Source organism: Arthrobacter sp. Y3221048 (genome assembly GCF_059092685.1).
This window is the reverse complement of record NZ_JBNHHX010000007.1, coordinates 18,288-34,308: the sequence shown is the minus strand read 5'-3', so window position 1 is coordinate 34,308 and position 16,021 is coordinate 18,288. Positions and strand designations below refer to the sequence as shown.

At 61.5% G+C, this 16,021-nt stretch carries 14 protein-coding genes; 12 read left to right on the top strand and 2 right to left on the bottom strand.

What is annotated here, in order from left to right:
• Window positions 1–119 precede the first annotated feature (119 nt).
• From AC5RVS_RS17140 to AC5RVS_RS17095, 10 genes are all read left to right on the top strand, one after another.
• Window positions 120–878: a FadR/GntR family transcriptional regulator gene (locus AC5RVS_RS17140; RefSeq protein ID WP_494109033.1), complete on the top strand. Its 759-nt coding sequence runs from the start codon at window positions 120–122 to the stop codon at window positions 876–878.
• The gene (locus tag AC5RVS_RS17135; RefSeq protein WP_494109032.1) at window positions 875–1,576 is read left to right on the top strand and encodes a cache domain-containing protein; all 702 of its coding nucleotides are present in this window, start codon (window positions 875–877) and stop codon (window positions 1,574–1,576) included. Before AC5RVS_RS17140 ends, AC5RVS_RS17135 begins: the two co-directional genes overlap by 4 nt.
• Before the next feature lie 81 nt (window positions 1,577–1,657).
• Window positions 1,658–2,923: a Glu/Leu/Phe/Val family dehydrogenase gene (locus AC5RVS_RS17130; RefSeq protein ID WP_494109031.1), complete on the top strand. Its 1,266-nt coding sequence runs from the start codon at window positions 1,658–1,660 to the stop codon at window positions 2,921–2,923.
• Window positions 2,924–3,013: 90 nt separating this feature from the next.
• Window positions 3,014–3,736, top strand: coding sequence for a TetR/AcrR family transcriptional regulator (locus tag AC5RVS_RS17125; protein WP_494109030.1), 723 nt, complete (start codon window positions 3,014–3,016; stop codon window positions 3,734–3,736).
• A 74-nt stretch (window positions 3,737–3,810) separates the two neighbouring features.
• The gene (locus tag AC5RVS_RS17120) at window positions 3,811–5,880 is read left to right on the top strand and encodes a 3-hydroxyacyl-CoA dehydrogenase NAD-binding domain-containing protein (protein ID WP_494109029.1); all 2,070 of its coding nucleotides are present in this window, start codon (window positions 3,811–3,813) and stop codon (window positions 5,878–5,880) included.
• 7 nt (window positions 5,881–5,887) lie between these two features.
• The gene (locus AC5RVS_RS17115; RefSeq protein ID WP_494109028.1) at window positions 5,888–7,072 is read left to right on the top strand and encodes an acetyl-CoA C-acetyltransferase; all 1,185 of its coding nucleotides are present in this window, start codon (window positions 5,888–5,890) and stop codon (window positions 7,070–7,072) included.
• Window positions 7,073–7,157: 85 nt separating this feature from the next.
• The gene (locus AC5RVS_RS17110) at window positions 7,158–7,946 is read left to right on the top strand and encodes an SDR family NAD(P)-dependent oxidoreductase (protein WP_494109027.1); all 789 of its coding nucleotides are present in this window, start codon (window positions 7,158–7,160) and stop codon (window positions 7,944–7,946) included.
• Between the two features lie 586 nt (window positions 7,947–8,532).
• Window positions 8,533–10,200 carry a gamma-glutamyltransferase gene (locus tag AC5RVS_RS17105; RefSeq protein WP_494109026.1) on the top strand — a complete coding sequence of 556 codons (1,668 nt, stop codon included), beginning with the start codon at window positions 8,533–8,535 and terminating at the stop codon, window positions 10,198–10,200.
• 13 nt (window positions 10,201–10,213) lie between these two features.
• Window positions 10,214–11,551: an MFS transporter gene (locus AC5RVS_RS17100; protein WP_494109025.1), complete on the top strand. Its 1,338-nt coding sequence runs from the start codon at window positions 10,214–10,216 to the stop codon at window positions 11,549–11,551.
• Window positions 11,508–12,536, top strand: a complete 1,029-nt coding sequence (locus AC5RVS_RS17095) for a LacI family DNA-binding transcriptional regulator (protein ID WP_494109024.1) — start codon at window positions 11,508–11,510, stop codon at window positions 12,534–12,536. Before AC5RVS_RS17100 ends, AC5RVS_RS17095 begins: the two co-directional genes overlap by 44 nt.
• Window positions 12,537–12,978: 442 nt before the next feature.
• Here the strand turns inward: AC5RVS_RS17095 and AC5RVS_RS17090 are convergent, their stop codons facing one another.
• Both AC5RVS_RS17090 and AC5RVS_RS17085 read right to left on the bottom strand, forming a co-directional pair.
• Window positions 12,979–13,428, bottom strand: a complete 450-nt coding sequence (locus tag AC5RVS_RS17090; protein WP_494109023.1) for a winged helix-turn-helix transcriptional regulator — start codon at window positions 13,426–13,428, stop codon at window positions 12,979–12,981.
• A gap of 96 nt (window positions 13,429–13,524) precedes the next feature.
• Window positions 13,525–13,917: a tautomerase family protein gene (locus AC5RVS_RS17085; protein ID WP_494109022.1), complete on the bottom strand. Its 393-nt coding sequence runs from the start codon at window positions 13,915–13,917 to the stop codon at window positions 13,525–13,527.
• Window positions 13,918–14,229: 312 nt separating this feature from the next.
• Here AC5RVS_RS17085 and AC5RVS_RS17080 point away from each other — a divergent pair, with 312 nt between their 5' ends.
• Together AC5RVS_RS17080 and AC5RVS_RS17075 are read left to right on the top strand one after the other, a co-directional pair.
• Entirely contained in the window at window positions 14,230–14,751 is a 522-nt protein-coding gene (locus tag AC5RVS_RS17080; protein ID WP_494109021.1) for a PaaI family thioesterase, read from the top strand.
• Complete coding sequence (locus tag AC5RVS_RS17075) at window positions 14,748–16,016, top strand: MFS transporter (protein WP_494109020.1); 1,269 nt, start codon at window positions 14,748–14,750, stop codon at window positions 16,014–16,016. The genes AC5RVS_RS17080 and AC5RVS_RS17075 overlap by 4 nt, the downstream gene beginning before the upstream one ends.
• The last annotated feature ends 5 nt before the right edge of the window (window positions 16,017–16,021 follow it).

The window sequence follows — 16,021 nt, the reverse complement described above, 5'->3', positions numbered from 1 at the left end:
ACATAGCATCTGAGGTCATTGGTTTTCAGCGACAGGTTAGGCCCTGAAGCTGCCGAGCACAGGAGGGTCAAAGGGTGGACGCGGGCAGCGAGTCGGAAAAGTCCCTATGGCGCGGGGCCGTGTTTTCCCCCTTGGCGGATGGCGGCCGTGTCGATTCCGTTGTGCGCCGGGTTTCGGCGGCGGCGCATCTGGGGCTCATGGAGGATGGTGAACGTCTGCCGCCGGAGTCCGACCTCGCTGCCGAGCTGAACGTCTCTACGGTCACGCTTCGGGAGGCGCTGGTTGCCTTGCGGGGGATGGGAATCGTCGAGACCCGGCGGGGCCGTGGCGGGGGTTCCTTCATCCGGAGGCAGACCGGTGCGTCCTCTTCAGCCCTCATCAGGCAACTACTCAGTCGTAGCGCCACCGAGTGGCGCGACATCGGAGACGAACAGTTCGCTGTCGAGGGCGCGTCTGCCGCCTTCGCGGCGGAACGGGCATCGGCGGCGGACATCAAGAAGCTGTACTCCCTGGCTCCGCGGGTCTCGGAGGCAAAGAATCCGGCTGATCGGTACCGGGCGGACAGCAGGTTCCATCTGGGCGTCGCAGTAGTTTCGCAGTCGGAACGGCTTACCCGTGCGGAAGTCAGGCTGCAGGCGGAAACGGCCGAGGTACTTTGGCTCTCCTTCGATGACGAGCCGTTGGAAGCCGAAACCGCAGCGAAGCAGCACATCGCTATTGTGTTGGCCATAGAAAGCGAGGATCCGGTGGAGGCGTCAAAGCTGGCCCAAGAGCATGCGAAGGCGAATGCGCGGCGCATTCGCCGGATGTTCCTGCGCGCAGTCGCCGAGGACACTGAAGCGGGGCTTCCTCAGCCAGTCGCCCAAGGAGGAACATGATCGCCGACACAAAGGGGCTGCTCCAGTCGCTCGCCTCTAACATCGACCACGTCGTGCGGGACATCTTCGGCGACCTCACTGCGGGAACCGCTGACGTGGAACAACTGTGGCGGGCCATGGCAGCGGGCGGCAGGATCGCTACCGCCAACTTCCGCCAGTTGCGTCCGGGAATTTTTGCCCGGCTGGCTCGTCACCCGGGTTTCAACGGCACGGGTTTTGTAGCCGCCCCGGAAGCACTTCTGGACACGCAGCGCTACCAGGAGTGGTGGCGCCCGGAACCGGGCGGGGAGCCGAGCTTCCTTTCGGTCGAGACAGGCTCGTCAACGGGAGAGATTTACGATTACTCCCAGATGTCCTGGTTCACCGGCGCACGGGAAGGACGTAACAGCGTGCTCGGCCCGTATATGGATCTGGCCGGCTCGGATCAGTACGTCCTTACCTTCGCTGTGCCGGTCCGCGTCGGTGGCGACTTCATCGGCGTCAACGCCGCCGATGTTCCCGTGTCCCTCTTTGAGCCACTTGTGCTCAAGATGTTTGCCGGGTCCAAGATGGAGGTCGTCATCATCAGCCCCGAGAACCGGGTTGTAGCCTCCAGCTCCGCCGACTACTCGCCCGGTGAACGTGCCCGGATTCCTGCATCAATCGCCCACCAAATTGGCGGCCCGGGCGTCAATTGGCGTCTCTGCCAAATCAGTTAACTACAAACCTAGAACTGCCACGTTGAAGCGTTGCCCGCTGAACAAGTCCTTACCCAGCCTAACCCAATTTCAGGAGATTCAATGGTGAATGCCCCTCAAACAGTCCTTGCCGACCCCTTGCGGGAGGCCTGCAGCCAGCTTGCAGCAGCCATTGAGATTCTTGGCTATGACGAAGGCATGTACGCTATGCTGGCCGCCCCCCGACGTGAAGTAACGGTGAGCATCCCGCTGCGCCGCGATGACGGAAGCGTCGAAGTGCTGACCGGGCACAGGGTTCAGCACAACTTATCGCGCGGCCCAGCCAAGGGCGGGCTGCGGTATAGCCCCGATGTCAGTCTGGATGAGGTGCGCGCGCTTGCCATGTGGATGACGTGGAAGTGCGCCCTGCTGGACGTTCCGTACGGCGGCGCAAAGGGAGGCATCCGGCTAGACCCGAGGCAGTACTCAACTGGCGAACTGGAACGGGTTACGCGCCGCTACACCAGCGAAATAATGCCCCTGATCGGACCCAACTCGGATATTCCAGCACCGGACATCGGAACTGACGAACAAACCATGGCATGGATGATGGACGCCTATTCCGTTAACACCGGGCACACGGTGCTCGGCGTCGTGACCGGCAAGCCTGTGGCCCTAGGGGGGTCCTTGGGGCGCGCCAGTTCCACCTCACGCGGCGTGGCTCATATGGCCCTGGCCGCGCTCAGACACCGTGGATTGCGGGTCGCGGGCGCTACAGCAGCCGTCCAGGGATTCGGCAAAGTGGGCCGAGGTGCTGCTGCCTTCCTGGCCGAGGCTGGCGTCGCAGTAACCGGCATCGGAGACCAATACGGCGCGATCTGGTCCGGCAGTGGGATCGATGTGCCCAAGCTCGAGGAACATGTCGATACCACCGGTTCCGTAGTCGGCTTTCCTTACGCAGAGCCAATCAGTGGCGCTGAACTGCTGGAGGCCGACGTGGACCTTCTGGTCCCTGCCGCCGTCGAGGGCGTACTACATGAAGGCAACGCGGCACGGGTCAAGGCCAAAGTCATTGTGGAAGGCGCCAACGGCCCGACGACATCAGAAGCGGACCGAATTTTTGCCGCCAACGACCAGCTGATAGTCCCGGACATACTGGCCAACGCCGGCGGGGTCATCGTCTCCTACTTTGAATGGGTCCAGGCGAATCAGGCCTATTGGTGGAGCAAGGCGGAAGTGGAATCCAGGCTCGAAGACCGAATGGAGCGGTCATGGCAGGAAGTAGTGCAGACGGCCGGGAAGCTGGACGTTACGTTACGCTCCGCTGCCACCTCGCTAGCAGTCAGCCGGGTGGCCGATGCCCACCAGCGACGCGGATTGTACCCCTGATCCGCGGGCGGCCCGGCAGACGCAGCCGGGCCGCCCGCACCGCCGGGTACCGTGGAAGATGAACACGGCACTTAAAACGGATAGGCGGTCATGGGCAAAACCACCGAACAGCAACCGGATCCCGCAGCCTCCAAGCTGAGGCTCCGGTCCCAGGTTGCAGCGGCAGCGGTCCGGCTGTGCGCGCAGCACGGATACGAAGCCACCAGCGTCGAGGACATGGCGCAAGCTGCCGGCATCTCCCGCAGCACGTTCTTTCGGCAGTTCCGGTCAAAGGAAGATGTCATCTTCGCCGACCATGACGAACTGCTGGAACGGACAGCCGACTTCCTCTCCGCCCGGCACGAGAATCCTTGGCTAGCCGTCTGTGACGCAGCGATGATGGTATTCAATCACTACGCGGACCAAGGTCAGCTGGCCTTGCAGCGCTACCGCGTGGTAAACGCCGTACCTGCGCTGCGTGACAAGGAACTGGTCACGGTATTCCGCTACGATCGGCTGTTCAATGAGTACCTCCGTCACGCGCTACCGGGACTGACGCCGCTGGAGGGAATTCGGTTTACCGCTGCCGTCATTGCCACTAACAATTTCTTTCTGCGCGAGCTCAGCCGCGAAGACAAAACTGCCTCCGAAGCCGCCCTGCGATCTGCCCTTGACGACGTTCGCCGCCTCCATGGCGTGCTCGTGGACAACCCGGATGGAAGGTCCCCCGCGGACGACATCGTCGTGGCAGTGTTCCCTCGATCCATGCCGGCAACGGAAATCGCCCGTCGGCTGCAGGACACCCTCAGGACCGACCATTCTCGACCATTGTGATACTCGGTCCCTGTTGACCTGAGACTGAGTTTCAGGTAGAACTGGCTCCACTGGTAATCAGCCTAGGAGCCTTCGTGACTAACGAGATCGTTACTGATGTCCGTATCGAATATCTGGACCGTGCAGGATTTCGCATCGGGCTACTGACCCTGGACAACGGCGGCGGCCGACCCGCGACCCTTGGCCCCGAGTCCCTGGCTAAGCTGCACAACGCGATCAGCACGGTTGCAATCGCCGGAACGGATGCTGTCGCCATCACCGGGACGGGCCGCGTTTTCTGCGCCGGTGCGGACTTGAAGCAGATGACCCACGCGTCAACCCGAGAGCAGGCCGAAGATGTTGCGGTCCGGGGACTCGAGGTTTTCGGCAGTCTTCGGGCCCTGGCAATCCCAACGTTTGCCTTTCTTAACGGGCTGGCGCTTGGCGGCGGGCTGGAGCTCGCATTACACGCTGACTACCGCACTGCAGCGGGTTCAGTCCGGGCTTTGGGCTTTCCCGAGGTTCGATTGGGGCTAATTCCGGGCTGGGGCGGTATTCCCCTCACCTGCTCGCTGGTTGGAACGGAAACAGCGGCCCGGTTAATAGTCGCCAACTCGCTCGCCGGCAAAAATCTCACCGCTCGGGCCGCTGCAGAGCTTAATCTGCTAGACGCAGTCTTGCCGGACAGTGAATTCCTCGAGGCGTCGCTCAACTTCGCGACTGAGGTGCTCACCGGCCAGTACAATCGTCAGGCTCCACACTTCACTGATCATCAATCCGGCAACCTGGAGAGGATCCGTCGCCAGCTGGACGAACGGTTGCGGGGCGCGGCTCCCGCCCCGTATCGAGCGTTGGAGCTGATCGAGGCGGCGGACCGCAGTCTCCCCCGTGTTGATAGGTCTATTTCTCCGGGACGGAACGAGGAAATCCGGGCATTCGCCGACCTGCTGCTCTCCGATCAAGCCCGAGCCAGCATCTATGCCTTCGGCCTGACGCAGTCGTTGGCGCGTAAGCCGGCAGGCGTCCCCGAAGTTGCACCGCGTCCGGTGGGCTCTGTGGGTGTTGTAGGTGCGGGGCTTATGGCCAGCCAGTTAGCCCTGCTCTTTGCCCGGCAGCTTCGTGTACCCGTACGACTGACCGATCTGTCCATGGATCGCATTGGGAGTGCACTAACATGGATCAGCGCCCAGTTGGACAAGCTTGTGGATCGCGGAGAGCTGGACTCCGCAGACGCCAGGCAGATCAGGGAACTGGTCTCCGGATCGACCGACAAGAACGACTTCGTCGCCTGCGACGTGGTGATCGAGGCGGTGTTTGAGGAGCTGGAGGTTAAGCGCCGCGTCTTCGCCGAAATGGAGTCGGTCCTGCGGCCGGATGCGTTGCTGCTGACCAACACGTCGTCGCTCTCCGTCGAAGCGATGGGCGCCAGCCTGGCCCGTCCCGGTCGGCTCATCGGCTTCCATTTCTTCAATCCCGTCGCAGTGCTGCCCTTGGTGGAACTCGCCGCGACCCCATGGACGGACGAGGCCACTATTGCCACAGCCTTCGAGATGGCCAAAGCACTGCAGAAGACACCCGTTCTGGTCAAAGATGCCCCAGGATTCGTGGTCAACCGCCTGCTGACCCGCCTATTCAACGAAATCCTCCAATTCATCGACAAGGGCGCAGACCCTGCCGCTGTAGACCGCGCGCTGGACCCACTTGGACTGCCCATGACACCGCTGCAATTGCTGCAGTTCATCGGCCCACAGGTTCAGCTGCACATCTGCGAAACCCTGCACGGCGCGTACCCCGCCCGTTTCGCCGTCAGCCCCAGTTTGTCGGCCGTGGCCGACGCTGGCCTGCCTGGGTACCTAACGGCCGACGGTAAGATCTCCCCCGCGGCGGCGCGACTGCTGCCGCCGGTCACTCCTGTCGACCCTGACACGGTGCGCACCCGACTCCTGACCGCCCTCACCGACGAAGCGGAACATCTGCTGGCCGAGGGCGTGGTTGCCGGACCCGATCAAATCGATCTGTGCATGATCCTCGGCGCCAACTATCCGTTGCACACCGGCGGTCTAACCCCCTTGCTTGACCGCGAAACGGGCAGCAGCTTCCAGCCCAACCTTCGCGTCGGCGTCCCTCAAACCGACAACCGAAACACTAGTCATCCAGCCATTTAGGAGAGAGATGGACAGCAGCGACATCGTCATTATCGGGGCCGCCCGAACGCCTCAGGGCAAGCTAATGGGCCAGCTCGCACCGTTAACCGCCCCCGAGCTCGGCGCCGTGGCCATCGCCGGGGCCTTAGATATGGCGAAAATCAGCACCGAGGCGGTCGACGCCGTCGTGATGGGTCAGGTGCTACAGGCCGGTACGGGCCAGAACCCGGCCCGGCAGGCAGCGGCCGCCGCGGGCATTCCGCTGACCGCCCATGCCGTCACGATCAACAAAGTCTGCCTCTCGGGACTGACAGCGGTCATCGATGCCAGTCGGCTCTTGCGCTTGGGGGAAGCGCACGTAGCGATCGCCGGCGGCCAAGAGTCCATGAGCAACGCCCCTCATTTGCTGCCCGGCTCGCGTTTCGGAACGCTCTATGGCAACACCTCCCTCCTAGATTCGGCCGCCCATGACGGACTGACCGACGCTTTCGACCACGAGTCAATGGGTCTAACCACCGATAACGCAAACGAACAGCTCGGGATCACGCGGCAGGCACAAGACAGTTTCGCCGTCTCCTCCCACCAGCGTGCTGCGGCAGCACAAGCGCGCGGCTTCTTCGATGCCGAAATCGTTGCGGTCAAGGTGCCCCAGCGCCGCGGGGAAGCCATACTGGTCACGAGGGACGAGGGTGTTCGAGCCGATACTACGGCGGAAGTGCTTGCTGGGCTGAAGCCGGCCTTCTCCTCCGGAGGAACCGTGACCGCCGGGAACGCGTCACCGCTCAACGACGGAGCCGCTGCCCTGGTCCTAACCACACGCGGCTACGCCGAGACGCACGATCTGGCTATCCTGGCGACCGTCAACTCCCCGGGCCAAATTGCCGGGCCGGACACTTCCCTGCCCGACAAGCCAGCACTCGCCCTCCGCAAAGCACTGGACCACGCAGGCTGGAGCATTGAGGATCTGGATTTCGCGGAAATCAATGAAGCTTTCGCCTCGGTCGCCGTGCATGCCGCAACCGAATTGGGCATAGAGCTGGATCAAGTCAACGTTAATGGTGGCGCCATCGCCATCGGTCATCCCATCGGCGCCTCCGGCGCACGCCTAACGGTCTCTGCCGTCCATGAACTCCTCCGACGCGATGGAGGCAGGGCCGCAGTCGCGCTCTGCGGCGGGGGCGGGCAGGGCGAGGCGCTGCTGCTGTCACGCTGAGGCCGTATTCGGCCCTCAACCCTGCACTCATGTCTTCCGTAAGGACCGACAACTGGAGCCCCACCCCCTATCAAGGAGATACGTTATGGAAAGAGACAGCCGGCGTTTGACAGGAAAGGTTGCCGTAGTCACCGGAGCCTCGCAGGGGATCGGCCGTGAAATCGCCGTTGCTTTCGCCCGTGAAGGTGCGCAGGTGGTCGCGGGTGCGCGCAGCGCAGATAAACTCGAGGAAACCGCCAACAGGGGCTTCGGTCGAATCGTGACGCAGACATGCGATGTCCGAAAAGCCTCGGACGTAAAAGCCCTCATAGAGACCGCAGTCGACCGCTTCGGAGGACTGCATATCATGTGCAACAACGCCGGAATCCTCCGCCAGTCACCGCTCGTGGATACCAGCGAGCAGATGTGGGACGAGATCATGGAAACAAATGTCCGCGGAGCATTCTTCGGTTGCAAATATGCCATTCCGGCGATGCAGGAAACAGGAAGTGGCGGCTCTATCATCAACATCGGCTCAATCAACAGCTACATTGGCGAAAAGCTGCACACGGCGTATGTGACCTCCAAGGGAGCAGTTCTCATGCTGACGAAAAACGCCGCCGCAGAATGTGCGGACAAGGGCATCAGGGTCAACCTGATCTGCCCCGGGACCACAGATACTCCCCTGAACACCTCATACTTCAACGCCATCGGAGGCCGCAAAGAGGCCGAAAAGTGGATGACGTCATATCAACCGCTCGTTGGGATGATTCCCCCTGAAGACATCGCACTTACAGCGGTATTTCTTGCCTCAAATGATTCACGCAGCATGACTGGATCGTCCATCCTAGTGGACGGCGGCCTGCTGTCACACTGGGACCATAGCTTCAACTGAGGCTTCTCCGAACTGCGCGGTGCCGCTTTTCTTTCCCCGCTCCCATGATCGCGTCGAGGACGTCCCAACCGGCCGCGGTGGCGGCGCGCCGGAAAGCGCCACCGGCGCACCGACGCGGCCGAGACCGTCGTCCCCAGTCACCCGCATTGCTACGGACCCCAATCTTTGGAACGGGCTGTTCTTTTTCGACGGTCGGACGCGAAAGAAGAAGGACAGCGTCGGAACACCGTGCAAGTCGTAGGCACCTTGGCGCTGCACGCACGGTTCCGGGGCAAGAAAAGCCAGTTCGCTGACCGGCGCTTAGAAACGACCTTGCCTCCTCGGATGCCGAACCCGTCGCCGGGTGCAATGGCTAGTGGGTCTCAAGTGCGGAGTAGAGACTGTCTTCCCTGACTTCGTGTGACAGCCATCATGCAAAATTCAGCAAAATCCATTGTTCCGCTTATAGGGCGGACCATAGAGTCCTCTGAGTGCTTTCCCGACCTGGAGGTTTGAACCCTTGCGATCCCACACGCGCACCCACACACCCGTCTCACACCACGCCGATTCCCGGTTCGGGACGGTAGTCGGGGCACGCGACGAAAGCGTGCAGGCTGGACTGGAAATGTTCCAGCGCGGCGGTAACGCGGTCGATGCAGCCGTTGCTGCGGCCCTAGTGGCAGGAGTTATTGAACCTACGGAAACGACTCTTGCCGGTTCTGGATTCCTGCTCTACAGCGACGGATCAGAAAAACCGTGGTCTGTTGAATTCGGCCCCAAAGCCCCTCTGGCAGCGTCAGCACAGATGTTCGATCTGGACGACGACGCAGCAGATGCCGCCATACTGGGTATTCACCCGGTCAAGGGCAACGCGAACGTCGACGGCCCATTGGCTGCAGGCGTTCCGCGGACCCTCTTGGGCCTCTTATCGGCGCACGAAAAGTGGGGCATTCTCACCCGGGAAACTGTCTGCGCACCGGCCATCAAGGCAGCTTATGAAGGATTCAGGTCGGACTCCTGGTTCGTTCTGAATGCTATGAGCGATCTGGAACGGCTGAGCGCAGACGAGATGTGCAAGAAGGTATTTCTGGCAGATGATGGCCTGCCTAAAGGACGGTCCTCCCAGCGCTTCTACGGCGCTTCATTCGGTGACGGTGAGAAAATCAGGCAGCCCGAGCTTGGCGCCATGTTGGAAGAAGCTGCGGGTTCTCCACTGCAGACGCTCATTGATGGCGCCATTGCCTCTCGTATAGTGCAGAGCTCAAGAGAAGCTGGAGGACTTCTCACTCTCGAAGACTTCCGGGCAGCTATCCCACTCACCGGCGCTGCCCGCACAGTTCAATACCGCGACGCGTACGTCTCGGTTCCCATGTCCCCAGGCGGCGGGCTCACGGAGCTGCAAATTCTCAAGATCTGGGAATCCCTTACCCCAGACCCCGCGACATCGCACGAGAGCCCGGCCCATACAAGGAGCCTTGCTCTGGCGATCCGCCACGCCTTCGCCGACCGCTACCACTGGCTCGGCGACCCCGAAGTCGTACCGGTCCCCGAAACCGGATTGCTTCAGCCGGCGTACGTCCGCAGCATCGCCTCTCTATGCGCTGACGGTGAGGACGTACCCCACTGGAATGACGGAGTTCCCTGGCGGACGTTTGCTGCCCGACCCGCACACACGCCCTCGTTCGGCGACGACGTGGATATCCCCGTTTGGGCGCCTCGGGGAGCCTCTGTCCCCACAAGCGGAACGACGCACATATCCGCTACAGACGTGCACGGGCGGACGGTGGCCATCACCCACACCGCGGCCAACCATTTCGGCAACGGCATGATCTGTCCCCGCACCGGCCTGCTCTTCGATTCCTCGATGGCCTGGTTCAACGCCCTGCCGGGAGCGGCAAACAGCATTTCCGGCGGCGCACGCCCCCTGGCCAACATGGGCCCAGCAATCGTCACGGATGGAGACCGCAGCATTGCACTTGGTGCTTCCGGCGGCCGCCGTATCATCAGCGCCGTTGCACAAATAATCATCAACTTAATCGACGGCAGCATGTCCGTCCGGGACGCGCTGGAGCTACCCAGAATCGACGCCAGCGGTCCCACGATCGCCCTACCCGAGGCCCGTGCTGCCGCTTCAGCGTCCCTGCAGGACCTAGGATGCACAATCCTGCCGGATGTAAATGACCCCTACGCCATCGATTACGCCCGCCCCAACATTGCTGTCAGCAGTGCTGGCGCAACCTCTTCCGCCATCGAATCCGCCGCATACGGAGATTGAGAGAAGCTCTGACATGACCCCTATCGCCGACACCCCGCCCTCCAGGAACAAAGAACTCACGAAAGTGTCACCGCTCCGAGCTTTCCTGATCTCAGGGCTCGGAACAGCCTTGGAATACTACGACTTCCTGATCTACGGCCTGGCCGCAGGTTTGGTCTTCAACTCAGTGTTCTTCCCCGCCGTCGACCCACTCATAGGAACCCTGTACGCATTCGCCGCCTTCGGAACTGGCTTCCTGGCTCGCCCGCTTGGAGGCATCATCATCGGCCACTTCGGCGACAAGTTCGGGCGCCGAAAAATGCTCATCCTAACCCTGATCACTATGGGCGTGAGCACCTTCATGATCGGGCTACTTCCGGATTTCGCCACCATCGGATTCTGGGCGCCCGTACTGCTCGTGACGCTCCGCCTGATACAAGGCTTCGCAGCCGGCGGAGAATGGGGCGGCGCCGCCTTGTTCGGCATGGAGAACGCTCCCAAGAACCGCAGAGGTTTCTGGGGCAGCTTCACCAGCATGGGCGTTGGTATCGGAGGCGTGCTTGGCATAGCAGTGTTCGCCGTCGTGAGCCTTCTTTTCCAAGATCAACTCACTCCGTTCGCGTGGAGGATTCCGTTCCTGATCGGAGGCGTGCTCGTCATAGTCGGGCTCTTCGCCCGGATGTCCATGCCCGAGGAAGAGAAAACTGAAGCCGACACTGATGACCATAAGATCCCATTGGTTGCGGCCTTCCGTCGCAGCCCTCGGACCATCCTCCTCGGCATCGGTGTGAGCTACGGCTACAACACGATCGCCTACATCGGATTTACGTTTTTCCTGTCCTATCTCACCGGCATTGGATACGGAGCGTCTGAAAGTCTCATTGGCCAGCTCGCCTACAGCGCCCTATTGATCTTCAGCGCGCCGTTCTTTGCCCTGCTGTCGGACAAGTACGGCAGAAAAAAGGTCATGGTCGCCGGAGGAATTGCTATGGCCGGGTTCCTTTACCTGTATTTCCCGATGGTCAACACGCACAGCGTTCTCATGGTCGTGCTGAGTTTCGCAATTGTCGGCGCGCTCACAGGCGTGACTCAGGGACCGGTTCCCACTTTTCTTGGGGAACAGTTCCCAGCTCGGATGCGCTACAGCGGAATGTCAGCGTCGTACCAGCTGGGCGCTGCTCTCGGTGGCGGGACCGCGGCATTCATTGCCACGGCACTGCTCGTCGCCTCGGACAACAACCCGACCTCGGTGGCAGCATACGGATCCTTTGCGATGCTCGTGCTCGTTCTATGCTCGTTGGGACTGCGCGAAACCGCGCACCTATCGAATGCGGACATTGATGATAACCAAAAGGACCTCTCCTCCATCTGAACCGGATGGAAATCGTTCGGCGCGGCTCATTGACGTTGCCTTCGCCGCCGGAGTCTCTCTGACAACTGCCTCCCACAGCTTCAGCGGGAAACGCTACGTGGCCCCAGAAACGAAGCGAAGGGTTTGGCAGGCCGCCACTGACCTCGGATACCTCACCTCCGCGGCACCGAAAAACGTCGCGGTCCTGCTGCGACCACCGGAATCGCTTCGCTCCTCGGGCTTTGGCACCACATCGTTCCCCAATCTCGCCGGAGCAATGGCCGTGGCGGCTATGACCAAGGGCTTCAATGTCACCACCGCCCGCGACATCGACGATGTCGCGGGCGGTATACCCCGCCTTGACGGATGCATTCTCATCTCCCCGAACCACAACGACGAAGTACTGAAGAAGATCATGGCCTCCGGCCTACCCGTAGTGTCTTACGACCCCGACCCAGGGACCCGCGAATTTCGCTGGTGGGTCGGCGCAGCATACGAGCAGTCAACCATCCAACTGTTGAAACATCTCTACGACAGCGGGGCCCGGCGAATCGGACTTCTTGTAGGCGGGACCGACAACATGTACAGGCGAGCTGTCGTATCGGCTTACATGCATTTCATACGTGTCAACACAGGCGACCCATTGATCCGTGTTGCAGATACTGAACGCGGACGCCCCGCAGCATCAGAAATAGCCACAAAGTTACTCCGCATCTCCAACCCTCCTGATGCCATAGTGGCTACGTCGAGCATCTTCGCGGCAGGGGTACTGGATGCGGCGCAAGGCGCCTCCATTCCCATCCCCGAAGGACTGATGATCGCCACAATGACGGATGGTCCACTGGCAGAATTTGCTTCGGTGCCCATCACCGGACTGCGCATCGACGCTCACAAATCCGCCGAAGCCATCCTAAACCTGCTCGAAAGACGTATGGCGGGGGCAGCCGCTCCAAACGACAACCAGCGCATCGATCTGCAGGTTATACGCAGGCTCTCCACTCGATGATGCTCTCATGAAAACGCTGGTGGGCGTGGGATCCTGAACGTCGATGTTCAGAGTTGCTGAGGAGCGGCCGCGATCATGCCTAGGTCCTATAAGTCGGTCCTTCAGCGCACTACTCCCCCGGCAAAACCCCACAGTTAAAAAGGAGCGGATTTCAGGACTCCTTGGATTCGCGTAAACCCCACCCGCAAAAAGGCCCGGTGAAGGTGCCCCAACCGCGGCAGATACGGATAGTGTCAGCAGACAGGGCGACGGATCACAGACCAAAGTCGCGGCCCCAGGGATTCGGCCCCACCGATCCGGGGCCGGCGCCCCGGTTCCGCCATCCGCTTTCTAAAAGTCCGTCAAAAAAGCATAACCGGTATCGCGCCATGCCGGAGGATCACGGCCTGACGGTTATGGCACAGTCATTTTTCGTGCCCTGTGCCAGGACGTGCGCCGTTCCTCATCCAGGGGTGGTGACGCGAACGAACTCTACGTTCTCGTGGGCCACGATCGTGCCCTCGGCGTCGACCAAGCTTGCTCTCACATGCTTTCGACCGTCTCGAGTCACGGGAAGTACGCTCAAACCTTGCTCCCGTGGGACGTGCACTTCACCCCATTGCTGCATTGCCACCAGGACGACCTTCAACTCATCGCCCGCTGCGGTCAGTCCATAGCCATCGCGCATGCGCTGCCCTGGTTCCTGGTAAGGAATCCTCTCTAGGATTCCGTGCTCAACCAGCGCGTCCAGTCGCGCGCTGAGCACGTCAGTTGCAATGCCCAAAGAATCTCGGAATTGCGCGAAAGTGCGCTTGCCAAGGTGTGCCTCGCGAAGCAGGAGAAAGCTCCATGAATCGCTGAGAACCCCCAGACTGCGTGCGATGGCACATTGGCCCGTCAATGCATCCGTCAAGGCTTGCGACATTCTAGGCATGCTCCAATCCTAACTCTGGCTCTCTACAACCAATCCAAGGACATCCGGTGCACAACAGGCGGTGGGGCACCCGACTCAGCTGCGCGGCGCGAGCTGCAGCTCTCCCCTGCCGAAGGAGAAATTCTCCTTCGGCACTGGAATCAGTGCGATGAATACGTCGTCAGCACCAATACCCAGCGCGTCGACGACATTTTCACAGACTGCCTTCGTCAACATTCTCTTGTCCGCCAGGGGTCGCTCGGCAGTGAAGAGCACGGTAATGATGACTGCATCGCCGCTTCGATTCATCCCCATGTATCCGGGATCCAAGTAGAGCTCGTCCGGGTGATGCGAGGTGATCGCGACGAACTGATCCTCGGCAGGAATCCCCAGAGCCTCGTTTAGCGTCCGTGGCAGCGCGCTTGCCAGTGCACGCTTCTGAGCTGAGGAGAATCGACCCTCAGGGACATGAACCTGAAATACCGGCATTGCCAAAAGCTCCTCATGTTGCCTAGATTCACGCGTTACAGCCCGATCTGGGTTGCTATAACAAAGCTAGCACCAATAGGATCAAACCAACTGCTCGCACGACATCACTTACCTTCCGTCAAGGAGGTGATGCGTGCGCTGCAGAACATCGGTGCTCCGGTAACATCATCAACCCCCCGTCACCTACCAGTTCGACCAGTGGGAGAAGCCGGTCGGTGAATCCATCCGCACGGACCAAGACGACTTGGCGCCGATCGATTCTCCCCGTCGCCTGAGATCCCCATTTCTTATCGATCACACGGAGGAACGCTAATGGCATCACCGCTCGCCCCCTTGACGAACCGTTCGCGCACCATCCGCTACCACAGCCCCGAAGAAGACAGAACGAAGCTGTTCGAGCGGACCGGGGTCGAGCAGTTGCGCGCGCTGGCCGACGGCCGGACCCCACCGCCCCCTATCAGCAGCCATATCGGGCTCGAATTCGTCTCCGTCGCCGATGGCGATGTCGTGATGACAGCACAGCCTGACGAGTCGCATTACAACCCGATCGGATCGGTCCACGGCGGATTTTTCGCGACGGTTCTTGACTCGGTGGCCGGGTGTGCCGTGCACAGCACCCTGCCTGCGGGAGTCGGGTACACGAGCCTGGAGATCAAGGTCTCGTTCCTGCGGCCGATCACCGCCGGAACCGGCGCCGTCACTGCACTCGGCTGGATCACCCGCCGCGGCAAGAGCGCTGCCTTCGCCGAAGCCGACATCCGGGACAGTGACGGCAGGGTGCTGGCCACTGCATCGAGCACCTGCTTGATCATCCACCCGGGTCATGGCCGATGACGCGAATAAGCGCGGCGCGGCCGGATTCTACGTTCCCTCCCCGTAGTCGAAGCCGGATGGGCAGGCGCGGGGCGTTCTGGGCGTCGGCATCCGTGCTCGCTTTGGTGCTCTGGTCCTCGGGAGCCCCAAGCACGCTGTATCCGATCTACGCTGCGCAGTGGGACCTGACCCCGCTCATCGTCACCGCAGTATTCGCGACCTACCCGCTCGCACTACTCGTCGTCCTTCCGATCTTTGGGAACCTCTCGGACCGGTTCGGAAGGCGATTGGTCATGATTGCCGGCGTCGTGCTCATCGCCGCCTCCGCCGTGATCTTCGCCCTCGCGCCCAACGTGGCATTCCTATTTGCCGGACGCGTGCTGCAAGGCGCTGGCGCAGGACTGGCAATGGGAGCAGGGACTGCGGCACTGATCGAGAATAACACCACCGGCAGCCCACGTTTCGCCAGCTCCATGGCAACCCTGGCCACCGCGACCGGACTCACCCTTGCCCTCATAGTCAGTGGCGCGCTCGCGCAGTTCTTCCCGATGCCACTGTTCTGGAGCTACATCGTCCTGCTCATCCTGTCCTTGGCATCAATCGCTGCGCTGTTGTGCACTCCCGACGACAGGCCGAGCCAAGTCCAACGTTGGCAACCGCAGGCACCCAGCGTGCCCCGGGTCATTCGACTGCGTTTCTCCATCGCCACCTTGTCGGTATCCCTGGCCTATTGCGTGGGTGCGATTTTCCTCTCGCTCGGCGCGCACATGATCACCGAGTTCGCCCAAGCCGGGAACACCGCGATCGTCGGTCTCCTGCTGGGATGCTCGGCAGCGGCCATCGGAATCACCGCACTTTTCCTCTCCCGCGTCCCGGCATGCGCTTCGGTCTGGGTGGGTGCGGCCCTGACGGTCCTGAGCCTCGGACTCATGGCTGCCGCCAGCGCATTCGGGTCGATCTCGCTCTTCCTCGGCTGGTGTTTCGTCGGCGGGACCGCCTATTCCTTCGCTTTCACCGGAGGTCTCGGACTCATTAACCAAGCCGCTCCCGAACGTCACCGCGGGGCGACACTGTCTCTGCTCTATTTGATCGCCTACGCTTTCCAGGCAGGCACCGCCATCGGCGTTGGCGCACTCGCGACCAGCAACGGCCTAAGCACCGCCGTCGGCATCGCCGCGCTGTCACTGGCAGGCCTGAGCACCTCCCTGTTCGTTCTCATGATCGTCGATATCAGGATGCGAACATCGGCTCTCGACTCATCCTTCGCCTCGCCCAAACGCACCTGACCCGC

What these genes read in the sequence shown, in the direction of transcription:
- AC5RVS_RS17135 (WP_494109032.1), top strand. Translation starts at nt 875, where the DNA reads ATGATCGCCGACACAAAGGGGCTGCTCCAGTCGCTCGCCTCTAACATC.
- AC5RVS_RS17130 (WP_494109031.1), top strand. Translation starts at nt 1,658, where the DNA reads ATGGTGAATGCCCCTCAAACAGTCCTTGCCGACCCCTTGCGGGAGGCC.
- AC5RVS_RS17125 (WP_494109030.1), top strand. Translation starts at nt 3,014, where the DNA reads ATGGGCAAAACCACCGAACAGCAACCGGATCCCGCAGCCTCCAAGCTG.
- AC5RVS_RS17115 (WP_494109028.1), top strand. Translation starts at nt 5,888, where the DNA reads ATGGACAGCAGCGACATCGTCATTATCGGGGCCGCCCGAACGCCTCAG.
- AC5RVS_RS17110 (WP_494109027.1), top strand. Translation starts at nt 7,158, where the DNA reads ATGGAAAGAGACAGCCGGCGTTTGACAGGAAAGGTTGCCGTAGTCACC.
- AC5RVS_RS17100 (WP_494109025.1), top strand. Translation starts at nt 10,214, where the DNA reads ATGACCCCTATCGCCGACACCCCGCCCTCCAGGAACAAAGAACTCACG.
- AC5RVS_RS17095 (WP_494109024.1), top strand. Translation starts at nt 11,508, where the DNA reads ATGCGGACATTGATGATAACCAAAAGGACCTCTCCTCCATCTGAACCG.
- AC5RVS_RS17085 (WP_494109022.1), bottom strand. Translation starts at nt 13,917, where the DNA reads ATGCCGGTATTTCAGGTTCATGTCCCTGAGGGTCGATTCTCCTCAGCT.
- AC5RVS_RS17080 (WP_494109021.1), top strand. Translation starts at nt 14,230, where the DNA reads ATGGCATCACCGCTCGCCCCCTTGACGAACCGTTCGCGCACCATCCGC.
- AC5RVS_RS17075 (WP_494109020.1), top strand. Translation starts at nt 14,748, where the DNA reads ATGACGCGAATAAGCGCGGCGCGGCCGGATTCTACGTTCCCTCCCCGT.